The organism is Mycobacterium sp. E1386, assembly GCF_001672745.1.
Lineage (GTDB): Bacteria > Actinomycetota > Actinomycetes > Mycobacteriales > Mycobacteriaceae > Mycobacterium.
In genome coordinates this window covers 1-16,927 of the sequence record NZ_LZKH01000134.1, presented here as the reverse complement: position 1 = coordinate 16,927, position 16,927 = coordinate 1, and the positions used below count along the sequence as shown (strand labels likewise).

At 67.2% G+C, this 16,927-nt stretch carries 17 protein-coding genes; 7 read left to right on the top strand and 10 right to left on the bottom strand.

All coding sequences use genetic code 11. The features are described from left to right. Positions 1–11: 11 nt before the first annotated feature. Positions 12–575 carry a TetR/AcrR family transcriptional regulator gene (locus A5709_RS14115; protein ID WP_197520145.1) on the bottom strand — a complete coding sequence of 188 codons (564 nt, stop codon included), beginning with the start codon at positions 573–575 and terminating at the stop codon, positions 12–14. A gap of 177 nt (positions 576–752) precedes the next feature. On the opposite strand from A5709_RS14115, the gene A5709_RS14110 reads away from it, so the two are divergent. Both A5709_RS14110 and A5709_RS14105 read left to right on the top strand, forming a co-directional pair. Continuing rightward, complete coding sequence (locus tag A5709_RS14110; protein WP_068120413.1) at positions 753–1,313, top strand: bifunctional 2-polyprenyl-6-hydroxyphenol methylase/3-demethylubiquinol 3-O-methyltransferase UbiG; 561 nt, start codon at positions 753–755, stop codon at positions 1,311–1,313. Positions 1,314–1,403: 90 nt separating this feature from the next. After that, the gene (locus tag A5709_RS14105; RefSeq protein WP_067943667.1) at positions 1,404–2,249 is read left to right on the top strand and encodes an enoyl-CoA hydratase-related protein; all 846 of its coding nucleotides are present in this window, start codon (positions 1,404–1,406) and stop codon (positions 2,247–2,249) included. Here the strand turns inward: A5709_RS14105 and A5709_RS14100 are convergent. From A5709_RS14100 to A5709_RS14065, 8 genes are read right to left on the bottom strand one after another with little or no spacing between them, the layout of a single operon-like run. Then, positions 2,246–3,943, bottom strand: a complete 1,698-nt coding sequence (locus A5709_RS14100; RefSeq protein WP_068010099.1) for an FAD-binding protein — start codon at positions 3,941–3,943, stop codon at positions 2,246–2,248. The genes A5709_RS14105 and A5709_RS14100 overlap by 4 nt on opposite strands. Further along, positions 3,940–5,334: an SRPBCC family protein gene (locus A5709_RS14095; protein ID WP_067943663.1), complete on the bottom strand. Its 1,395-nt coding sequence runs from the start codon at positions 5,332–5,334 to the stop codon at positions 3,940–3,942. The genes A5709_RS14100 and A5709_RS14095 overlap by 4 nt, the downstream gene beginning before the upstream one ends. Positions 5,335–5,352: 18 nt before the next feature. Next, complete coding sequence (locus tag A5709_RS14090) at positions 5,353–6,888, bottom strand: acyl-CoA synthetase (protein WP_068010096.1); 1,536 nt, start codon at positions 6,886–6,888, stop codon at positions 5,353–5,355. Between the two features lie 9 nt (positions 6,889–6,897). Continuing rightward, a complete protein-coding gene (locus A5709_RS14085) occupies positions 6,898–7,770 on the bottom strand; it encodes an enoyl-CoA hydratase-related protein (RefSeq protein ID WP_067943659.1) in 873 nt (290 codons plus the stop codon). Between the two features lie 20 nt (positions 7,771–7,790). Next, positions 7,791–8,027, bottom strand: a complete 237-nt coding sequence (locus tag A5709_RS14080; RefSeq protein WP_067943657.1) for a lipoyl domain-containing protein — start codon at positions 8,025–8,027, stop codon at positions 7,791–7,793. Then, positions 8,020–9,036 (bottom strand): alpha-ketoacid dehydrogenase subunit beta, encoded by a 1,017-nt coding sequence (locus A5709_RS14075; RefSeq protein WP_067943655.1) that lies wholly within the window; start codon positions 9,034–9,036, stop codon positions 8,020–8,022. Before A5709_RS14075 ends, A5709_RS14080 begins: the two co-directional genes overlap by 8 nt. Beyond that, complete coding sequence (locus A5709_RS14070) at positions 9,033–10,013, bottom strand: thiamine pyrophosphate-dependent dehydrogenase E1 component subunit alpha (protein WP_068120426.1); 981 nt, start codon at positions 10,011–10,013, stop codon at positions 9,033–9,035. The genes A5709_RS14075 and A5709_RS14070 overlap by 4 nt, the downstream gene beginning before the upstream one ends. A gap of 5 nt (positions 10,014–10,018) precedes the next feature. Next, positions 10,019–10,882, bottom strand: a complete 864-nt coding sequence (locus A5709_RS14065; protein WP_067943653.1) for a mycofactocin-coupled SDR family oxidoreductase — start codon at positions 10,880–10,882, stop codon at positions 10,019–10,021. A gap of 273 nt (positions 10,883–11,155) precedes the next feature. Here A5709_RS14065 and A5709_RS14060 point away from each other — a divergent pair, with 273 nt between their 5' ends. From A5709_RS14060 to A5709_RS14050, 3 genes are all read left to right on the top strand, one after another. After that, positions 11,156–12,388, top strand: coding sequence for a CaiB/BaiF CoA-transferase family protein (locus A5709_RS14060; RefSeq protein ID WP_068010093.1), 1,233 nt, complete (start codon positions 11,156–11,158; stop codon positions 12,386–12,388). Positions 12,389–12,501: 113 nt separating this feature from the next. Then, complete coding sequence (locus A5709_RS14055; protein WP_067943649.1) at positions 12,502–13,866, top strand: wax ester/triacylglycerol synthase domain-containing protein; 1,365 nt, start codon at positions 12,502–12,504, stop codon at positions 13,864–13,866. Positions 13,867–14,110: 244 nt separating this feature from the next. Then, positions 14,111–14,398, top strand: coding sequence for an ANTAR domain-containing protein (locus A5709_RS14050; protein ID WP_067943646.1), 288 nt, complete (start codon positions 14,111–14,113; stop codon positions 14,396–14,398). A gap of 89 nt (positions 14,399–14,487) precedes the next feature. Here the strand turns inward: A5709_RS14050 and A5709_RS14045 are convergent, their stop codons facing one another. After that, positions 14,488–15,234: an IclR family transcriptional regulator gene (locus A5709_RS14045; protein WP_068120411.1), complete on the bottom strand. Its 747-nt coding sequence runs from the start codon at positions 15,232–15,234 to the stop codon at positions 14,488–14,490. A 67-nt stretch (positions 15,235–15,301) separates the two neighbouring features. On the opposite strand from A5709_RS14045, the gene A5709_RS14040 reads away from it, so the two are divergent. Beyond that, on the top strand, positions 15,302–16,642 hold the full coding sequence (locus A5709_RS14040) for an FAD-binding oxidoreductase (protein ID WP_067943642.1): 1,341 nt from the start codon (positions 15,302–15,304) through the stop codon (positions 16,640–16,642). Further along, positions 16,642–16,927, top strand: a 286-nt coding sequence (locus A5709_RS14035) for a DAPG hydrolase family protein (RefSeq protein WP_369827330.1), incomplete at its 3' end; no start/stop codon positions are given. The genes A5709_RS14040 and A5709_RS14035, both read left to right, overlap by 1 nt.

Sequence of the window (16,927 nt, the reverse complement as noted above, 5' to 3'; positions counted from 1 at the left end):
CGGGCAGCGGCTTACGCCACGGATGCACCCAAAATCAGGTTGACGGCCTCGTCGAGTTGTCCCGCGATCTCATCGAAGCTGACGAACCGGGCGGTCATCAGCGCGCCGGAGAAAGTCATCTGCAGCGTCGATTTCACGGCGCGCGGCCAGCCCGGTCCCAGCGCGGCACCGATCCGGGTGGCGACCTCTTGGCCGATCTGCTCACGAATCGGCTTCACCGCCGGGTCATCTGCCATCAGGGCCGCGCCGCACGCCGCGGTCAGTTCGGGCTCGTCGGCTACCACGACGGCCATGTCTCGCAGGGTTGAGCTGACCCGGGTCTTGGTGGTGTCGTTGACATCGGTATGCAGCGGCAGCTCGCGGAGAAAGCGCAGGTACACCGCCGCGACCAGTGCGCTTTTCGACGGAAAGTAGGTGTAGGCGCTGGCCGGTGACACTCCGGCACGACTCGCCACCGAACGCATCGTCAGATTGGCGTACGACGACGCGCGCAGCTCCTCGAGCCCGGCGTCGAGGACCTTGCGGATCGTCTGTCCGGGCCGGCGGTCGGACCGACGAGCCGCATCTTTGGACACCGGTCCAGTGTAGGAAGGCGCCGAGAGCGCGAACAACCGTCTTCCGAATCTTGCCCGGCGGCGGATCTGCGCTACGCGCTGTTGTTTCGCGTCACCGCCGAACGGCGGTCCGGTACGCGCCGACGGCGATTTACAGACAGCTGTCCAGAACAGCTGGGCGCCCCTAGAGTGGCGGCTATGGCCGAAGCGGACCGGCAGCGCTGGGACGAGCGGTACGCGACCAAAGCACCGCCATCGATGGACGCGGTGGGACCACCCGACTTCTTAGCGCCCCACCTGGACGTACTGCCCACTGCGGGAAGGGCTCTCGATGTCGCATGCGGACCCGGACCGAGCGCGGTGTGGCTCGCGCTGCGCGGGCTCGAGGTGGTGGGCGTGGACGTCTCGCCGGTGGCGGTCGGTCAGGCGCGGGAGCTGGCTCAGCGCGCCGGCGTGAGCGATCGGTGCCGTTTCGAGGTCGCTGACCTCGATGACGGCCTGCCGGCCGGGCCGCCCGTGGACCTCGTCCTGTGCCATCGATTCCGGGACCGCCGCCTCGACCGGTTGATCATCGAACGCCTGGCGCCCGGCGGGCTGCTCGCGATCACCGTGCTGAGCGAAGTGGGAGCCGCCCCAGGCCCGTATCGCGCGGCCGCCGGCGAGCTACCCGCGGCGTTCACCGAACTCGAGCAGCTGGCCGCCGGCGAAGGCGAGGGTCAGGCCTGGCTGCTTGCGCGCGCGGGACGCGAAGGCCGCTGAACGGCAAGCGTTTTCACCGCGTGAATCGGTGCTCACCGAAATGGCGTTTGGCGCTGCCATTTCGGCTCCCAGCCGGGTAATGTCACGCAGATGGAGCGGCGCGTTCTCGAAGCGGTCATCTATGAGCGCGAACCGCCGATCGCGCGGATCATCCTGAACCGGGTGGACAAGGCCAACACCAAGGACGCGGTCCTGGTCACCGAAGTCGACGAATGCCTGCACGAAGCCGACCGGGATAAAGAGATCAAGGTCGTCATCCTAAAGGCCAACGGAAAAGGGTTCTGCGGCGGGCATGTGGCCCGCTGGGGCCCTGACGAAAACCCGTATCCGGACTTCGGTGAGACGTTCGAGGACCTGTACAAGGGCACGGCCGACTTGTTCCTGTGGCCGACGCTGTACCTGTGGGAGTTTCCGAAGCCGACGATTTCCGCGATTCACGGCTATTGCATGGGGGGCGGGATCTATCTCGGTCTGCTGACCGACTTTTGCGTCGCGTCCGAGGATGCGTATTTTCAAATGCCGCTTGCTCAAAGCCTTGGCGAGCCCGGCGGGCACACCATGATCGAGCCGTGGTTGCTGATGAACTGGCATCGGACCATGGACTGGCTGCTGCTCGCCCCGACGCTCTCCGCGCAGGAAGCCCTCGACTGGGGCCTGCTCAACAAGGTGGTGCCGCGCGAAGACCTCGACGAAGTCGTCGAGGAGATGGCGCGCAAGATCGCTCAAATCCCATTGACCACACTGATGGCGGTGAAGAACAACGTGAAGCGCGCGTGGGAACTGATGGGCATGCGGGTGCACCTGCAGGTCAGCCACATCCTGACGAACATGGTCGGCGCCGCCTCCGACGTCCAGGCGCGGCGGGCCGAGCTGAAGCAATCGGGCATGAAGCCACGCGAATTCATCGGCCGCGACGAGAAGGATGCCGGGGCCTAGCCGCCTGGCTCGCCGGCGCCACCCCGGCGCCCGGCGTGCCGAGCCGCGACGTAGCCGAACACCATTGTGTACGCGATGCTTCCGCCGGCGCCCAGATAGTTGCGGCCCATCACCGTCGCGGTGATGTTGCCGGTCGCGTACAGTCCGCCGATCACGCGGTCGTCCTCGTCGAGCACCTGGGCGTGCTCGTTCGTGATCACGCCGCCGCACGTGCCGACATCGGCCGGAACGACTTTGGTGGCATAGAACGGTGACCGCTCGAGCGGACCGAGCGCGGCGTTGGGGCGATGCCCGGGATCACCCAGGCAGTCGTTGTACGCCGACTGACCGCGCCCGAAGTCGGGATCGAGGCCCTTGGCCGCAAAACCGTTGAAGCGCCTGATCGTCTGCTCCAGCGCGTCGGCCGGGACCCCCATCTGGTGCGCCAGCTCGCCGATGGTCTCACCGCGCATCACCGCGCCCCGTGTGATGAGTTCTTCGGGGAGGCGACGCTTCTTGAACGGGTTCGCCCCCGAAACGTACCGGCCGATGTAGCCCTCGTCGAAGACCATCCAGCACGGCACCGCCTTGTTCGCATACATCGCCTTGCCGACTTCGACGTACGAGTTGGACTCGTTGCAGAACCGCCTGCCGGTTCCGTCGACGTAGATGGCGCCGGGGCGCTGCCGCCCGCTGCCCAGCGCCTTCGCGGCGTCGCCCCCGTCGGCGATGAAAACCGACGGCAGCCACCAGGCCTCGTCCATCAGGTCGGTCTTGGCGCCCAGCCGGATCGCGGTCTGCAACACCTCGCCGGTGTCGCCGGCGTTCGCGATCGACCAGAGCCCCTCGTTCGGCTGGTCCCCGCTGTAGCGGCGGCGCATGTCCGCGTTGCGGCTGAACCCGCCCGCGGCCAGCAGGACGCCCTTCCGCGCCTCGATGTTCAGCGCCTCGCCGTGCCGTGAGACGCGCGCGCCTACGACCCGGCCATCCTCGACGATCAGGTCATCCATCGCCGCGCCCGTCCAGATCGGCGGCTCGCCGCGCAGATCGATCAGCACCTTGAGCATCTGACCGATGAGCGACGCTCCGTTGGTGAGGATCTCCCGACGGCGCAGCCGGGCGGCCCTGGTGCGCGCGAACACTCGCATCGCCACCGCGAAGGCTCGCGGCGACCGATTGAAGTACTGCACCGAACGCAGCTCGTTGGTCTTGAGCACGAACCCGCCATACGCCTTGGCCATCGAAGGCTGGACCCTGTCCCGCCAGGTCCCCAGAGCGGCGGCATCGTACGGGACGCACTCGATAGCACGACCGGCTTCGTTGCCCCCCTTGTGGTTCGGGTAATAATCGCTCCAGCCGGGGCACCGCACGAACCGAACACCCTTGCGGGTGAGGAAGTCGATCATTTCGTAGCCCGCGCTGAGGAACATCTCGCGGCGCGCCGGCGAGGAGGCCGGACCGATGTCACCGACGACGTCGTCGAAATAGGCCAGACCGTCCTCGTGCGAGTCCGGGATGCCCGCGGCGCGCATGAGCGGGTTGTTCGGCAGCCACACCATGCCGCCCGAGAGGCCGGTGGAACCGCCGACCAGGGCCTGCTTTTCGATCACCAGCGGCTCGATGCCGGAGTCGAGCGCCGCCAGCGCCGCGACCATGCCGCCCCCGCCGCTGCCCGCAATGAGCAGATCCACGGAGCGGTCCCACCGGGTGGTCATCGTGCCTCCGCGCGCAAGGCCAGGTCGGCGACCGGTACGTCGATGGTGGTGTTGGTCTTCTGGATCGCGGGAACCAACGCCTCGTGCGGCAGGCCGGCGAGAAAGCCGTCGACGACGCGTTCGAAGTTGGAGATCAGGCCCTCGATCTGGTCCGACAGGCGCATGTACTCGAAGCCCTTGGAGTGCAACCCTTTCTGCTGCCTCGGCAGATTGGAGAAGTCTTGCGCTGGGATCGGTGGCCAGCGCGGGTCGTCGGGCGCCATCGGCTCCGGGGGCTGGGGCCTGCCCGCGGAAACATCGTCGGGGAACCGGGTGAGGGACCAGATCTCGAACAGGGTGTCCTCGGGGCCCAGCGGGCGGATGCGGTAGGACGACGCGCTGCTGTAGGTGGGCAGGATGAAGTAGTGCGGGAAGCAGAACCCGATCGCGTCGGTGATCCCGCGGCGGACCAGCTCGTTGAGGTCGGGCATGGTGCTGCCCCGGGCCCGGTGCCAGCTGACGACGGCGTCGTTGAGGGCGCCGCGCCAGGCATTCATCGCCGCGGCGGGATCGGCGGGGAGCTCAATGTTCTGCAGTCCCTCGGCGATTCGGATGTCGTTGTCGTGCGTCATGCCGCCCATGCCGGTGCCGAGGGTACGCATGAAGTACAGGCTGCTCGCGACGACGGGGTGCACCGATTTGACGGGGCCGCCGTTCTGCGCGGAGGGCAGCAGCTGCGGATGGGTCTGGGGGACGTGGTAGCCCTCCATGAACGCCGCCGCCGCCAGCTTCCAGTTCACCGGCAGCCGGCAGGACTGCCACCACTCGACCCGCAGCGATTCCACCTGCCAGGCGTCGTAGGTCGACGCGAAGGGCTCCAGGCAGTCACGCAGCGCGGGGGCCCCGTCGTCGAGGTTGATCCACGCGCACCCGCCCCAGGTCTCACATCGCACCGAAACCAGCTGCAGGTCTTGCGGATTCATGTTTTCGTCGGCGAACGCCTCGGGCCGCAACACGAATGTGCTGCGCCCGTCGAGGCCCCAGCACCAGCCGTGGAAGGGGCAAACGAAAGTTCGCCGGGAACCCCCGCCTTCCACGAGTTTCACCCCGCGATGGCGGCACGCGTTGTGGTAGGCCCGCACCGTGTCCGCGTCGACACGCACCACGATGATCGACTGGTCGAGGATCTCGTATTCGACGAAGTCGCCGGGTTTGGGAATCTCCTCGAGCCGGCATGCCATCTGCCAGACGCGCGGCCAGAAGGCCGCCGCTTCCAGCGCGAAGAACTCGGCGTCGTAGTAGCGCTGCTTGGGAATGCGATCGACGGTCTGGACCGCCCACGGCACCGGCAGCGGTGTCCAGGTCCTGTCCGTGCCCACCGGGCTTGTCGCTGAGTCTGTCTTGGAAGCCATCTCGCCATCCCTCTTCGGTTACACGATTCGCGTTGTCCGCCCCTGCCAGTAACGCTCGCGAATGCGTCTCTTGTACAGCTTTCCGTTCGGGTCCCGTGGCAATTCCGGAACGAATTCGACGGTGCGCGGGCACTTGTAGCCGGCCAGGTGCGCTCGGCAGTACTCGATGAGCTCCGCCTCGAGGTCGGGCCCTGGACGGACGCCGTCGACCGGCTGTACGACGGCCTTGACCTCCTCGCCGAACTCGTCGTTCGGGACGCCGAAGACGGCCGCGTCAACGAGCTTGGGATGCATGATCAGCAGGTTCTCGACCTCCTGGGGGTAGATGTTCACCCCGCCGGAAACGATCATGAACGTGGACCGGTCGGTGAGATAGAGGTAGCCGTCGTCGTCGACGTACCCCATGTCGCCCAGGGTGCGCCAGCCGCGGTCGTTGTACACCGAGGCGGTCTTGGCGGGGTCCTTGAAGTATTCGAAGTCGGGTCCGCCTTCGAAGAAGAGCTCACCGGCGTGCCTGGCGGGCAACTCGGCGCCGTCTTCTCCGATCACGTGCACCGGTGTCATCGGTCTGCCCACCGAACCGGGGTGGGCCAGCCATTCCTCGGGACCGATGGTCGTCCCCGCGAATCCCTCGGTGCCGCCGTAGTATTCGTGGATGATCGGCCCGAACCACTTCATCATGTGGTGCTTGACGTCGACCGGGCAGGGCGCGGCCGCGTGGATCACACATCGCAGGCTCGACACGTCATACTTTTCCCGAACCGCCCTGGGCAGCTTGAGCATCCGCACGAACATGGTGGGCACGAACTGGGCGTGCGTCACGCGGTGGGTCTCGATCAATCGCAAGACGGTCTCGGCGTCGAACTTGCGCATGAGAATCGCCGCGGCGCCGACGCGGTTGACCGCCATGGTGTAGTTCACTCCGGCGGCGTGGTACAGCGGTGCGGGGGAGAGGTACACGCTGGACATGCTCATTCCGTACTTGTGAGTCAGCGCTAGCTCCAGCACCGCCTGAGCCCAGGAGCCGTTGCCGTCGGTCGGAAGGGGCCGGCGGACCGCCTTGGGCCGACCCGTGGTGCCCGACGAGTACAGCATTTCCGACCCGTCCGACGCGGGCGGCGCGGCACCGGCCGTCGCGAGCGCCTCCTCGTAATCCCGCCAGCCGGGCAGGGCTCCCCCCACCGCGAGGCGAATGGTGACGGCAGGGTTGGCCGCGCGGACGTGGGCGGCAAGCTCGGGCATGGTCGCGTCGACGAAGACCGCCCGCGCATCGGAGTCCCCGATGACGTAGGCGACCTCGTCCGCGGTGAAGTGGGTGTTGACCGCGGTGTAATACAGGCCGGAAAGCTGACAGGCCCAGGTGATTTCGAGGAACTCAGGCCGGTTCGGCGAGATCAGGGCCACGCCGTCGCCGGGGCGCAGTCCAGCCTCGTGCAACACCGCCGCGACGCGCCGGCTGCGGGCGTACAGCTCGGAGTGCGAGATCGTGCCACCGTCCGCGACGATGAGGGCCGGCGCCTGTCCGGCCCTCTTGGCGTGATCGGCGAGGTTCACTGGCGGCGCCTATGAAGGTGACGCGCCATCGGTCGTTGCGGCCGCCGCGGCCTGGCGCCGTGCGTGCTCGGACGGCAGCACCTTGTCCCTGAACACCGTCTGGATCAGCTCCTGGACGTCCTTGCTAATGGAAGCCAGGGCGACGAGGTCGTTCGAGCTCTGCCAGTGCACCCGCATGCCCATCAGCTCCCAGGCCCGCTTCAGATTGGCCTTGGTGAGCATCAGCGTCGTCAACGGCGCCTGGGCGATATGCCGGGCGATCGCCTCGACACGATCGTCGAGCTGGTCGCGCGGGACCACTTCGTTGACGAGGCCAACCTCCAGCGCCTTTTTGGCGTCGATCACCTCCGCGGTGAACAGGTAGTAGGCGGCCCGCCGCCAGTTCATGAAAACCCAAGGCTCAATGGAACATTCGCCGGAAGGCATGCCGAAACCCTGCAGCGGCGGATACGAGAAGTAGGCATCCTCGGCGGCGATGACGATGTCGGTGGTCAGGCCCATGTGCGTGCCGCCACCGACGCAGTAGCCGTGCACCTGAGCGATCGTTGGCTTGGAGAACTCCCACAGGTTCAGGGTTGGCTTGACGAACAGATCGGATTGCGCCTTCCACGGGTGGCCCGTCACCATGGCGTTCTCCACGAACGACGGGTAGTCGACGGCGTTGTTACCGATGGCGTGTCCCGAGCAGAAGCCCTTGCCGTTGGCCTTGAGGACGAGCACCTTGATGTCGTAGTCGCGGTCGGCGTCCAGCAGGGCGGCGTCGACCTCTTCGGCCAGCTTCTGGTCCTGGGCATTCGCCTTCTCCGGCCAGTTGAGCGTGACGCGGGCGATGGGCCCCTCTTTTTGGTAGATGATTCTCTCGCGAGTCTCGTTGAGATCCATGCGTTTCACCTTTCGTTGGTTCAAGAAGTGATGACGCCGATTTCGGCGCCGATGTCGTAGGTGGTCCCGACCCGGCCCGTCCATTGCACGGTGCCCGAGGCCCCCGCTTCGATCTCCTGTTCCACCTTCTCGGTGGCGATCACGTAGAGGGGTGTGCCCGCGTCCACGTGCTGGCCGGCGTCGACGAGGAGCCCGGTGAGCTCGGCCTCCGACACGGCCACCGAGACGCGCGGAATGCGAATGATGAAGTCAGCCACGCGCTTTCGCCTCCGCCAGCGTCCTCCCGAAGGTCTTCAGCGCCGCCGCGACGATTCGTGCCGGCGAGGGGTATACCTGCGCCTCGAGCGCCGCCGCGGCCGGGTTGGGGACGAATCGGGCGGCCACTCGTTCGACGGGCGCGGCCAGCTCGGAGAACAGCTCCGAGTGCAGGATCGCGGCGAGTTCGGCTCCGGGGCCGGCGAATTGGACCGCGTCATGGATGATGACGGCACGGCGGGTACGGCGGGCGGAGTCGACGATGGTCTCGACGTCGAGCGGCACCAGGGTGCGCAGATCGACGACCTCGGCGCTCACGCCCTGTTCGTCCAGCGTGTCCGCGGCGGTGAGGGCGTCGTGCACGCACCGTCCGTAGGCGATCAGGCTCACGTCGGTGCCCGGCCGCTTGATGTCGGCTCGGCCCAGCGGGATCGAGAACGCGGGATCGACGGGGACGGGACCTTTCTTGCCTTGCAGCCGAATGGTTTCGACGAACAGGCAGGGATCCTCGTCGAAAATCGCCGATGTCAGGAGGCCCTTCCCGTCGCGGGGTGTGGACGGCACGATCACCTTCATGCCCGGGATGTGCATGAACCATGCCTCGAGGCTTTGCGAATGCGTGGCACCGGTGGCCAGCCCGGCGTAGACCTGGGTGCGGATGGTGATCGGTGCCGTTGTGCGTCCGGCGGTCATGAACCTCAGCTTGGCCGCGTTGTTGATCAGCTGGTCGGCCGCGATGCCGATGAAGTCCATGATCATGATCTCGGCCACCGGCAGCAGCCCGTCGATGGCGGCGCCGATGGCCGCGCCGACGATCGCCGCCTCGGAGATCGGTGTGTCCAGGACACGGTCGTGACCGTACTTCGTCGACAGGCCCGCGGTCGGTCCGGACGCACCCGGATCGGCGATGTCCTCACCGAGCAGGAACACCCGGTCGTCGGCGGCAAGCGCTTGATCCAGCGCGAGGTTGAGCGCCTCGCGCATCGTCATCTCCCGCTCCTGCGTGTTCATACCGGGAACCCGATCGGGGTCGCGTACACATCCCGGTCCAGCTCGTCGATGGACGGGGAATCGGCGCCCATCACGGTTTGCAGCGCCGCTTCCACCGCCGCCAGCGCCTCGCCGTCGATGCGGTCGAGTTCGTCGGAAGCGCAGATGCCGGTGGCGGCGAGGTGGCTGCGGAACCGGGGGACCGGGTCGGCTTCCATCGCGGCGGCAAGTTGATCCTTGGGAATGTAGGGCATCCGGTCGCCGAAGTAATGGCCTCTAAAGCGGAACGTGACGCATTCGATGAAGCTGGGGCCGTCACCGGCGCGGGCCCGCCGCAGCGCGTCCTCGAGTGCGGATTTGACCGCCAGCGGGTCGTTTCCGTCGACCCGCACCCCGGGCATGCCATAGCCGGCCGCCCGGTCGGCGACGCGTTCGAGCTTCATGGTGTCGGCCGTGGGCGTCATCTCCGCGTACTGGTTGTTCTGGCAGACGAAGACCATCGGCAGGTCCCACAGCGCCGCCATGTTCGCCGCCTCGTGGAACGACCCGGTGTTGGTGGCGCCGTCACCGAAGCTGACCACCGTGACGCGATCGGAGCCCTTGCGTTTGGCCGCCATCGCCAGTCCCACCGCCACCGGTGGCCCGGCCCCGACGATCCCGGTCGAAAGCATCACGCCCATAACGGGATTGGCGATGTGCATGGTGCCGCCCTTGCCCCGGCTGGCGCCGACGGTGCGGCCCATCATCTCGCCGTAGATCTCCTCGAGCGGGACGCCCTTGCCGATGAGGTCGTGCAGGCCGCGGTAGGTGGTCACCAGCTGATCGTCGGGGCGCAGCGCCACGCCCATCGCGGCGGCAATGGCCTCCTGGCCGCGCGAGGGCCAGTAGACGCACATGAACTCGCCCGTGCCGATGCCTTTGGACAGCCGGTCATCGGCCGCCTTCATCAGCACCATCAGCTCGTACAGCCGGCGCTCGACGTCGGGGGAGTCGGTCATCGATGTCACGCACCCGACCACGGCTTGACCTTGAGGAAGCCGCCGCCGTCGACACGGAGCTGCTGCCCGGTGATGTAGCGCGCCGCGTCGGAGGCCAGGAACAACACTGCCTCGCTGATGTCCTCGGGCTCGACGTAGGGGATCGGCATCGCCTGCACGAGCGGGAAAACCGGTTCGGCGTCCTCGCGCGTCGGATCCTTCAGGTCCGGCCGGAAGGCCCGATACATGGGAGGGCTGTGCAGCATGTCGGTGTTGACATTGGTGGGGTGCACCGCGTTCATCCGGATGGAGAATCGGGCGAGCGCCAGGGCGAAGTCGTTGACGTAGTGCGCGGCAGCCAATTTCGCGAAGGCATACCCCGCGCCGCCGGGGCCCCCGTCGATGCCGGTGGTGTTCATCGACGACATGAACGCCGCATTGGAACCGATCACGATGATCGACGCGCCGGCCTGCAGATGTTTGAGGCTCGCGTGCACCAGGTTCAGCACTCCGACCAGGTCCACGTCCACGGCGTCGGCGAAGGCCTGCGGCGGCAGGCCCGCGGTGAGCGGGCAGATGCCCGCGTTGGCGACGACGACGTCGAGATGCCCCAACTCGGCGACGCCCTCATCGATCGCGGTGGACAGGGCCACCCGGTCGCGAACGTCCGCGACCGCGGTGAACGCGCGCTGGCCCTCCTTCTCGACCAGCCGGGCCGTCTCGTCGAGGTCTTCCCGCCGGGCCAGGGGATACTCGTTGGTCTCGATGTCGGCGCACAGGTCCACCGCAATGATGTCCGCGCCTTCGGCAGCCAGCATCCGCGCGTGCGAACGGCCTTGGCCTCGCGCGGCGCCACTGATCACGGCCACCTTGCCGGTTACCCTGCCCATCGCCCGTCCTTCGTCCGTGTATCTGCATCGCAACTCTCGTTGGGGCCCAACGGCATTGGTTTGCGTCGCCGCCGGTGCGGCCGCAACGACTCCGTCGGCCGCACGTTTTCGCGGGGATATGCGGGGGGCGTCGGAATCGTGCCAACGGTCGGATCCATCGCATCTCTTCCACGAAAAACTGCTCTGACCTGCGGTTGGGCTACCACTACGCCCTAGACTAGCTAGAATATCTAAAATAGCAAGGAATGAACGGGTCGACCGAGGGAGTTGGCGATGTCTGGCGTGCGCGGTGGTGTCCTGCACGGGGTGCGGGTGGTCGAATTGGCATCGTGGACCTACGTGCCATCGGCCGGTGCGGCCCTGTCGGACTGGGGCGCCGACGTGATCAAGGTCGAGGGTGTCGCCTCGGGTGACCCCGGGCGCGCGCTGGTCGTCGGCGGCTTCACCCGGCAGGCGGCGCGCCCGGACGCCGACTTCATCCTCGAGCTGGGCAACCGCGGTAAGCGCAGCATCGCCATCGACATCAAATCCGACACGGGTCGCGAGCTGTTCGGCCGCCTGTTGGCCAGTGCCGATGTGTTCCTTACCAATTGGCTGCCGGGTGCGCTCGAGCGGGCCCGGCTGACCGTGGACGACATCCGCTCGTTCAACCCGAAGATCATCATCGCGCGAGGCACCGGTCTGGGGGTGCGGGGGCCGGACCGCGACCGTGGCGGGTTCGACGCGGCCACCTACCTGGCGCGCGGCGGGGTCGCGTACACGCTCACGCCGTTCGGCACGGACACGCCCGCGGTGCAGGGTCCGGGGTTCGGTGATCTTCAAGGTGGGGCGACGCTCGCCGGTGGCGTTTGCGCCGCGCTGTTCCACCGCGAACGCACCGGCGAACCGACGATCGTCGACTCCTCGCTGCTGGCGCAGGCGATGTGGGCGATAGCGCCGTCCATCTCGGCGGCCGATTTCTTCGACATCGACGGGATCCCGGGCGCACCGCCGGGGCTGGCCATCAACCCGCTGGTGAACAGGTACAAGACCCGCGACGGCAGGTGGATCCAGTTGGTGTTCTTGCAGCCGGACAAGTTCTGGGCAGGGTTCTGTGAGCGAGTCGGCCTGGCCGAGCTGGCCACCGATCAGCGATTCGTGCCGTCGAGCAACCTGATCGCCAACGCCGCGGAGGCCACGGAGATCCTGACCAACGCGTTCGCCCGCCACGATCTCGCCCACTGGCAGAAGGCGCTCGAGGAGGAGCCGGGCGTGTGGGGCGCCCTGGCGACGCCGCGGGAAACGCTCAACGATCCGCAGGTCGAACCGAACGGGTACGTGGTGACCAACGTCGACGACCACGGCGAGAAGTACCGCATTGTCGCCGCGCCCGTCCAGTTCGACGAGACTCCGCCGGCGCCCGCGCGTGCGCCCGAACACGGCCAGCACACGGAAGAGATCCTGCTCGAGCTCGACGTCGATTGGGACGACATCGCCAGGGCGAAGGATCGGAAGGCGATTCTGTAGGGCGCCGGGCAGTCGACGAAAGGCGCTAACTGTGGGGACCAAAGTCATCGGCTGCCGATAACCCGGTGACCTAGGGCGCCCGCAGTCGTACGTTCGGTGCAAGGAGCACCGACATGACTGCATTCATGCGCGCCACCGACGCGTTCACCTGGGCGATGGAGACTGACCCACGGCTGCGATCGACGGTGGTCAGCGTCGTACTTCTGGACCGGACCCCGGACTGGGGGGAGGTGCGGAAGCGGTTCGACCTGATCAGCCGCACGTTGCCCATGTTCCGGCAGCGGGTGGTGCAGTCGCCTCCGCCGGTCCCGCCGCGATGGGAGTATTACCGGGACTTCGACCTCGATTACCACCTGCGGCGAGCAACAGTCTCCGCCCCCGGAACGCTCGACGACGTGCTCGAGATGGCCCGATTGGCCGAGATGCAGGACTTCGATCGGGCCCGCGCGCTGTGGGAAACGACGTTCGTCGAGGGTCTGGAAAACGGCGGCGCGGCCGTGATCTGCAAGTTTCACCACGCGCTCACCGACGGGGTCGGCGGGGTCCAGATCGCGATGCACCTGTTCGACCTCTCGGAAGACCCGTATCCCGTGGAACCCATGCCGCCCGAGCCGCAGGTCGTGGGCCCAGCGCTGCTCGGGCCCTACCGCGACGCCGTGCGGTACGACACCGGCTTGCTCAACAGCGCCCTGACGGGGGCAGTTTCCCTGGTGCCACGTTTGATGTACGACGGCGTCCGGCGCCCCGTCGCCACCATCCGGTCCGCGGCGACCACCGCGGCATCGGTCTACCGAACCGTCCGGCCGATCAGCCGGACCGGGTCACCGCTTGCGACGGACCGTGGCCTGATCCGGCGTCTCGGGGTGCATCAGGTGCCGACGCGTCCGCTTCGGGAAGCGGCGCACCGTTGCGGTGGGGCGCTGAACGACGCGTTCGTCGCCGGGGTGGCGGGCGGGCTTCGCCTCTACCACGAGAAGCACGGCGTGGCGGTGAACGACTTGCACATCACCATGCCGATCAGTCTGCGGACCGAAGCCGATGGCATTGGCGGGAACCGGATCACGCTGATGCGCTTCGACGTGCCCGTCGGCGAGGCGGATCCGGCGAGGCGCATCGCGGCGATACGGCAGCGCACCGCGGCGGTACGGAACGAAAGATCGCTGCCCTACACGCAATTGATCGCCGGGGTGCTCAACCTGGTGCCCCGGTGGTACATCGGTTCGGTGCTGCGCCATGTCGATTTCGTGGCCAGCGATGTGCCGGGCGTTCCGGTGCCCGTCTACCTCGGCGGCGCTGCGGTGCGGGCGCAGTACGCGTTCGGGCCCACCATCGGTGCGGCGGTCAACGTCACGCTTCTCACCTATGTCGACACGTGTGGTCTCGGGTTGAACGTCGATACCACCGCGATACCCGACTACGACGTCTTCCATGACGCTATCGTCGCCGGCTTCGACGAATTATTGTCTTTGGCAATCTGATCCGAAGTTCATGGATTACGGCACCGGGCAGGCACTTCACCGGATTGGTTGATTAGCAACCGATCCCGGAACGGTCACAGGCAGGTATCGATCTCGGCGGTTGTCTGGCACAACGCGAAATATCGACAAATCATGGCACAGGGCGCCTTTGAGGTTTGCGGCCGCGATGATGCGTTGCGCAGGAATTCCTCGTCCGCTTTGCGAGTAGCGGATTCGTGACGGCGCCGCAGGAGGTATCCACAACATGACGACGAACTGGGTTCCCGCCCAGACCTCGTGCGGCCCACACTCTGGTCGCATCCTCGACACCGCGCGCGGCATCCTCATCGGCCTTCGCCGGTGCCCGTCGGAAGCTGCCTTGGACGAATTGCACAGCGCGGCATTGCGGCACAAGGTGCCGGTATTCGCGATGGCGTGGGCGCTGGTACACCTGGCCGGCGACGGCGAAAAGACACCGAGCTTCACCGACGCGCAATCGGCGGCCCGGCACGAGTGGGGAACGCTGTTCTCCTCCGCCGCATTGCCCTGCTGAGCGGGCATCAAGACGTTGGGACGGCCGAGCTTTCGAGGGGTAACCCGGCCGTCTCCAACTCCAGTCGGCGTCACCGTGCGCGGCCGACCCTAGCGCGGCCAGGCCGCCGATTCGCCGGCCGCGCGCAATGCCGCCACGATGCGCTGTTCCTTTTCCCGGAAGCGCTCCGTAGGTGCCGGCACCGAGATAGCAACCAGATTGTCGCCCAACGCGCGTCGTGCGATCGCGGCCGCCGAAATTCCCGGTGTGTGTTCGTCTCGATCGAAAGCGATTCCGGTGCGCTGGATCTCGGCCACCTCGGCGCGGAGTCGGCCGGCGGACCCGGGATCCAAGCGAGAGATCAGCGCCTCGGCGTCGGCGCCGTCGAGCGCCGCCAGGGCCGCTTTGCCGTTGGCGGTCGACTCCAATGGGAACCGGACGCCGACAGCCGACACGGCGCGAAGCCGATGCGACGATTCGATCTGGTCGACGAACCACATTCGCCGGCCACGCAATACCGAGAGGTCGACCGTCTCGCCGTCGGTCGCGCGCGCTACCCGTTCGATCGTTGGCCGGAACACCGCCGCGATGTGCGCGCCGTCGGAATTGCCGAACGCCAGCAATCGGTCGCCGAGGGAAAAACGGCCCTGTGGATCGACACTGGCCAGTCCGACCTCGACCAGGCCCACCAGCAGCCGACGGGCCGTCGACTTGGCCAGCCCGAGTCGCTCACCGAGGTCGACCAGACGCAACCGTCCCGGCTCTGCGGCGATCTCGTCCAGCGCGGCGGCGGCGCGCCGCAATACCTGGATCCCCTCGTCGCGTCCCGCTGCAAAGTTTTCCCCCGAGGACGCCATTCGTCCACTATAGTGTTCCGCATCGCGGATCGTAAAGATCCGTAATGCGAATCAGAGGAGATTCCAGATGAGCGGGCTACCGGCCGGGCGGCACTATTTCCGCGGCGACGACGGCTACGAGGCGGCCCGTCGTGGCACCGTCTGGCACCAGCGGGTGCCCGAACGCTACCCCGAAGTGATCGTGCAGGCCGTTGACACCGACGACATCGTCGCCGGTATCCGCCATGCGAAGGCCCACGGGCTGAAGGTCAGCATGGTCTCGGGCGGCCACAGCTTCGCGGCCAGCCACCTGCGCGACGGCTCCGTGCTGCTCGACGTCAGCCGTCTCGACCACGTTTCCATCGACGCCGAAAAGGGCCTCGCCCGAGTGGGTCCGGGCAAAGGCGGCAGCCTGCTCATGGCCGACCTCGAGGCGCAGGGCCTGTTCTTTCCCGGGGGTCACTGCAAAGGGGTCTGCCTCGGTGGCTACCTCTTGCAGGGCGGATACGGCTGGAACAGCCGCATCTGGGGCCCGGCCTGCGAGAGTGTCGTGGGCCTCGATGTCGTCACCGCCGAAGGCGAACGGATTCACTGCGACGCCAGCAACAACGCCGATCTCTACTGGGCTGCCCGTGGTGCCGGACCCGGATTCTTCGCTGTGGTCACGTCGTTCTATCTGAAGCTTTATCCGCGCCCCGCCGCCTGCGGGACCAGCGTCTATGTCTATCCGTTCGAGCTCGCCGACGAGGTCTTCACGTGGACCCGCGAGGTCAGTGCCGAAGTGGACCCCCGAGTCGAGCTGCAGGCCGTGGCATCCCGCGGCGAACCGAACATGGGCATCGGCACCCCGGTCATCTCGCTGGCGTCGCCCGCCTTCGCGGACTCCGATGCGGAGGCGGAAAAGGCGCTCGCCCTGTTCGGCACCTGCCCGGTCGCCGATCAGGCGCTGGTCAAAATCCCTTACATGCCAACCGATCTGGCGACCTGGTACGACGTCGCGATGAGCCACTATCTGTCCGATCATTACTACGCGGTCGACAACATGTGGACGTCGGCGCCGGCCGAGGACCTGCTTCCGGGCATCCGGACGATCCTGGACACCATGCCCCCGCACCCGGCGCATTTCCTGTGGCTGAACTGGGGCCCGTGCCCTCCCCGCCAGGACATGGCCTACAGCATCGAGGGCGACATCTACCTGGCCCTCTACGGTTCGTGGAAGGACCCGGCCGACGAGGCGAAGTACGCCGACTGGGCGCGGTCCAACATGGCCGCGATGTCCGAATTCGCCATCGGGATTCAGCTCGCCGACGAGAACCTCGGCCAGCGTCCGGCGCGGTTCGCCAGCGACGCCGCGATGGCCAAACTCGACCGCGTGCGCGCCGAGTACGACCCCGACGGAGTGTTCAACAGCTGGATGGGGCGGCTCTGATGGCCGGCGACCTGTATCTGGGGTATCGCGGTGACGACGCGAAGACCCCGTTCGGCAAGTTCTTCACGCCCGAGATGGCCCCGCTGCCACGCCATGTCGTCGAGGCACTCGAACACGGCCCACAAGGCGCCATGGCGCTGTCGTCGTTCGACGAGGCCGCGCGCGTCGCCGACGACGGATACCAGCGGACCGAGAACGGTTATGGGGTCCTCGACGACGGTGGCTACCAGGTGTCGGTCCGCACCGACATGCCGGGCGTCACGCCGCAGATGTGGTCGTGGTGGT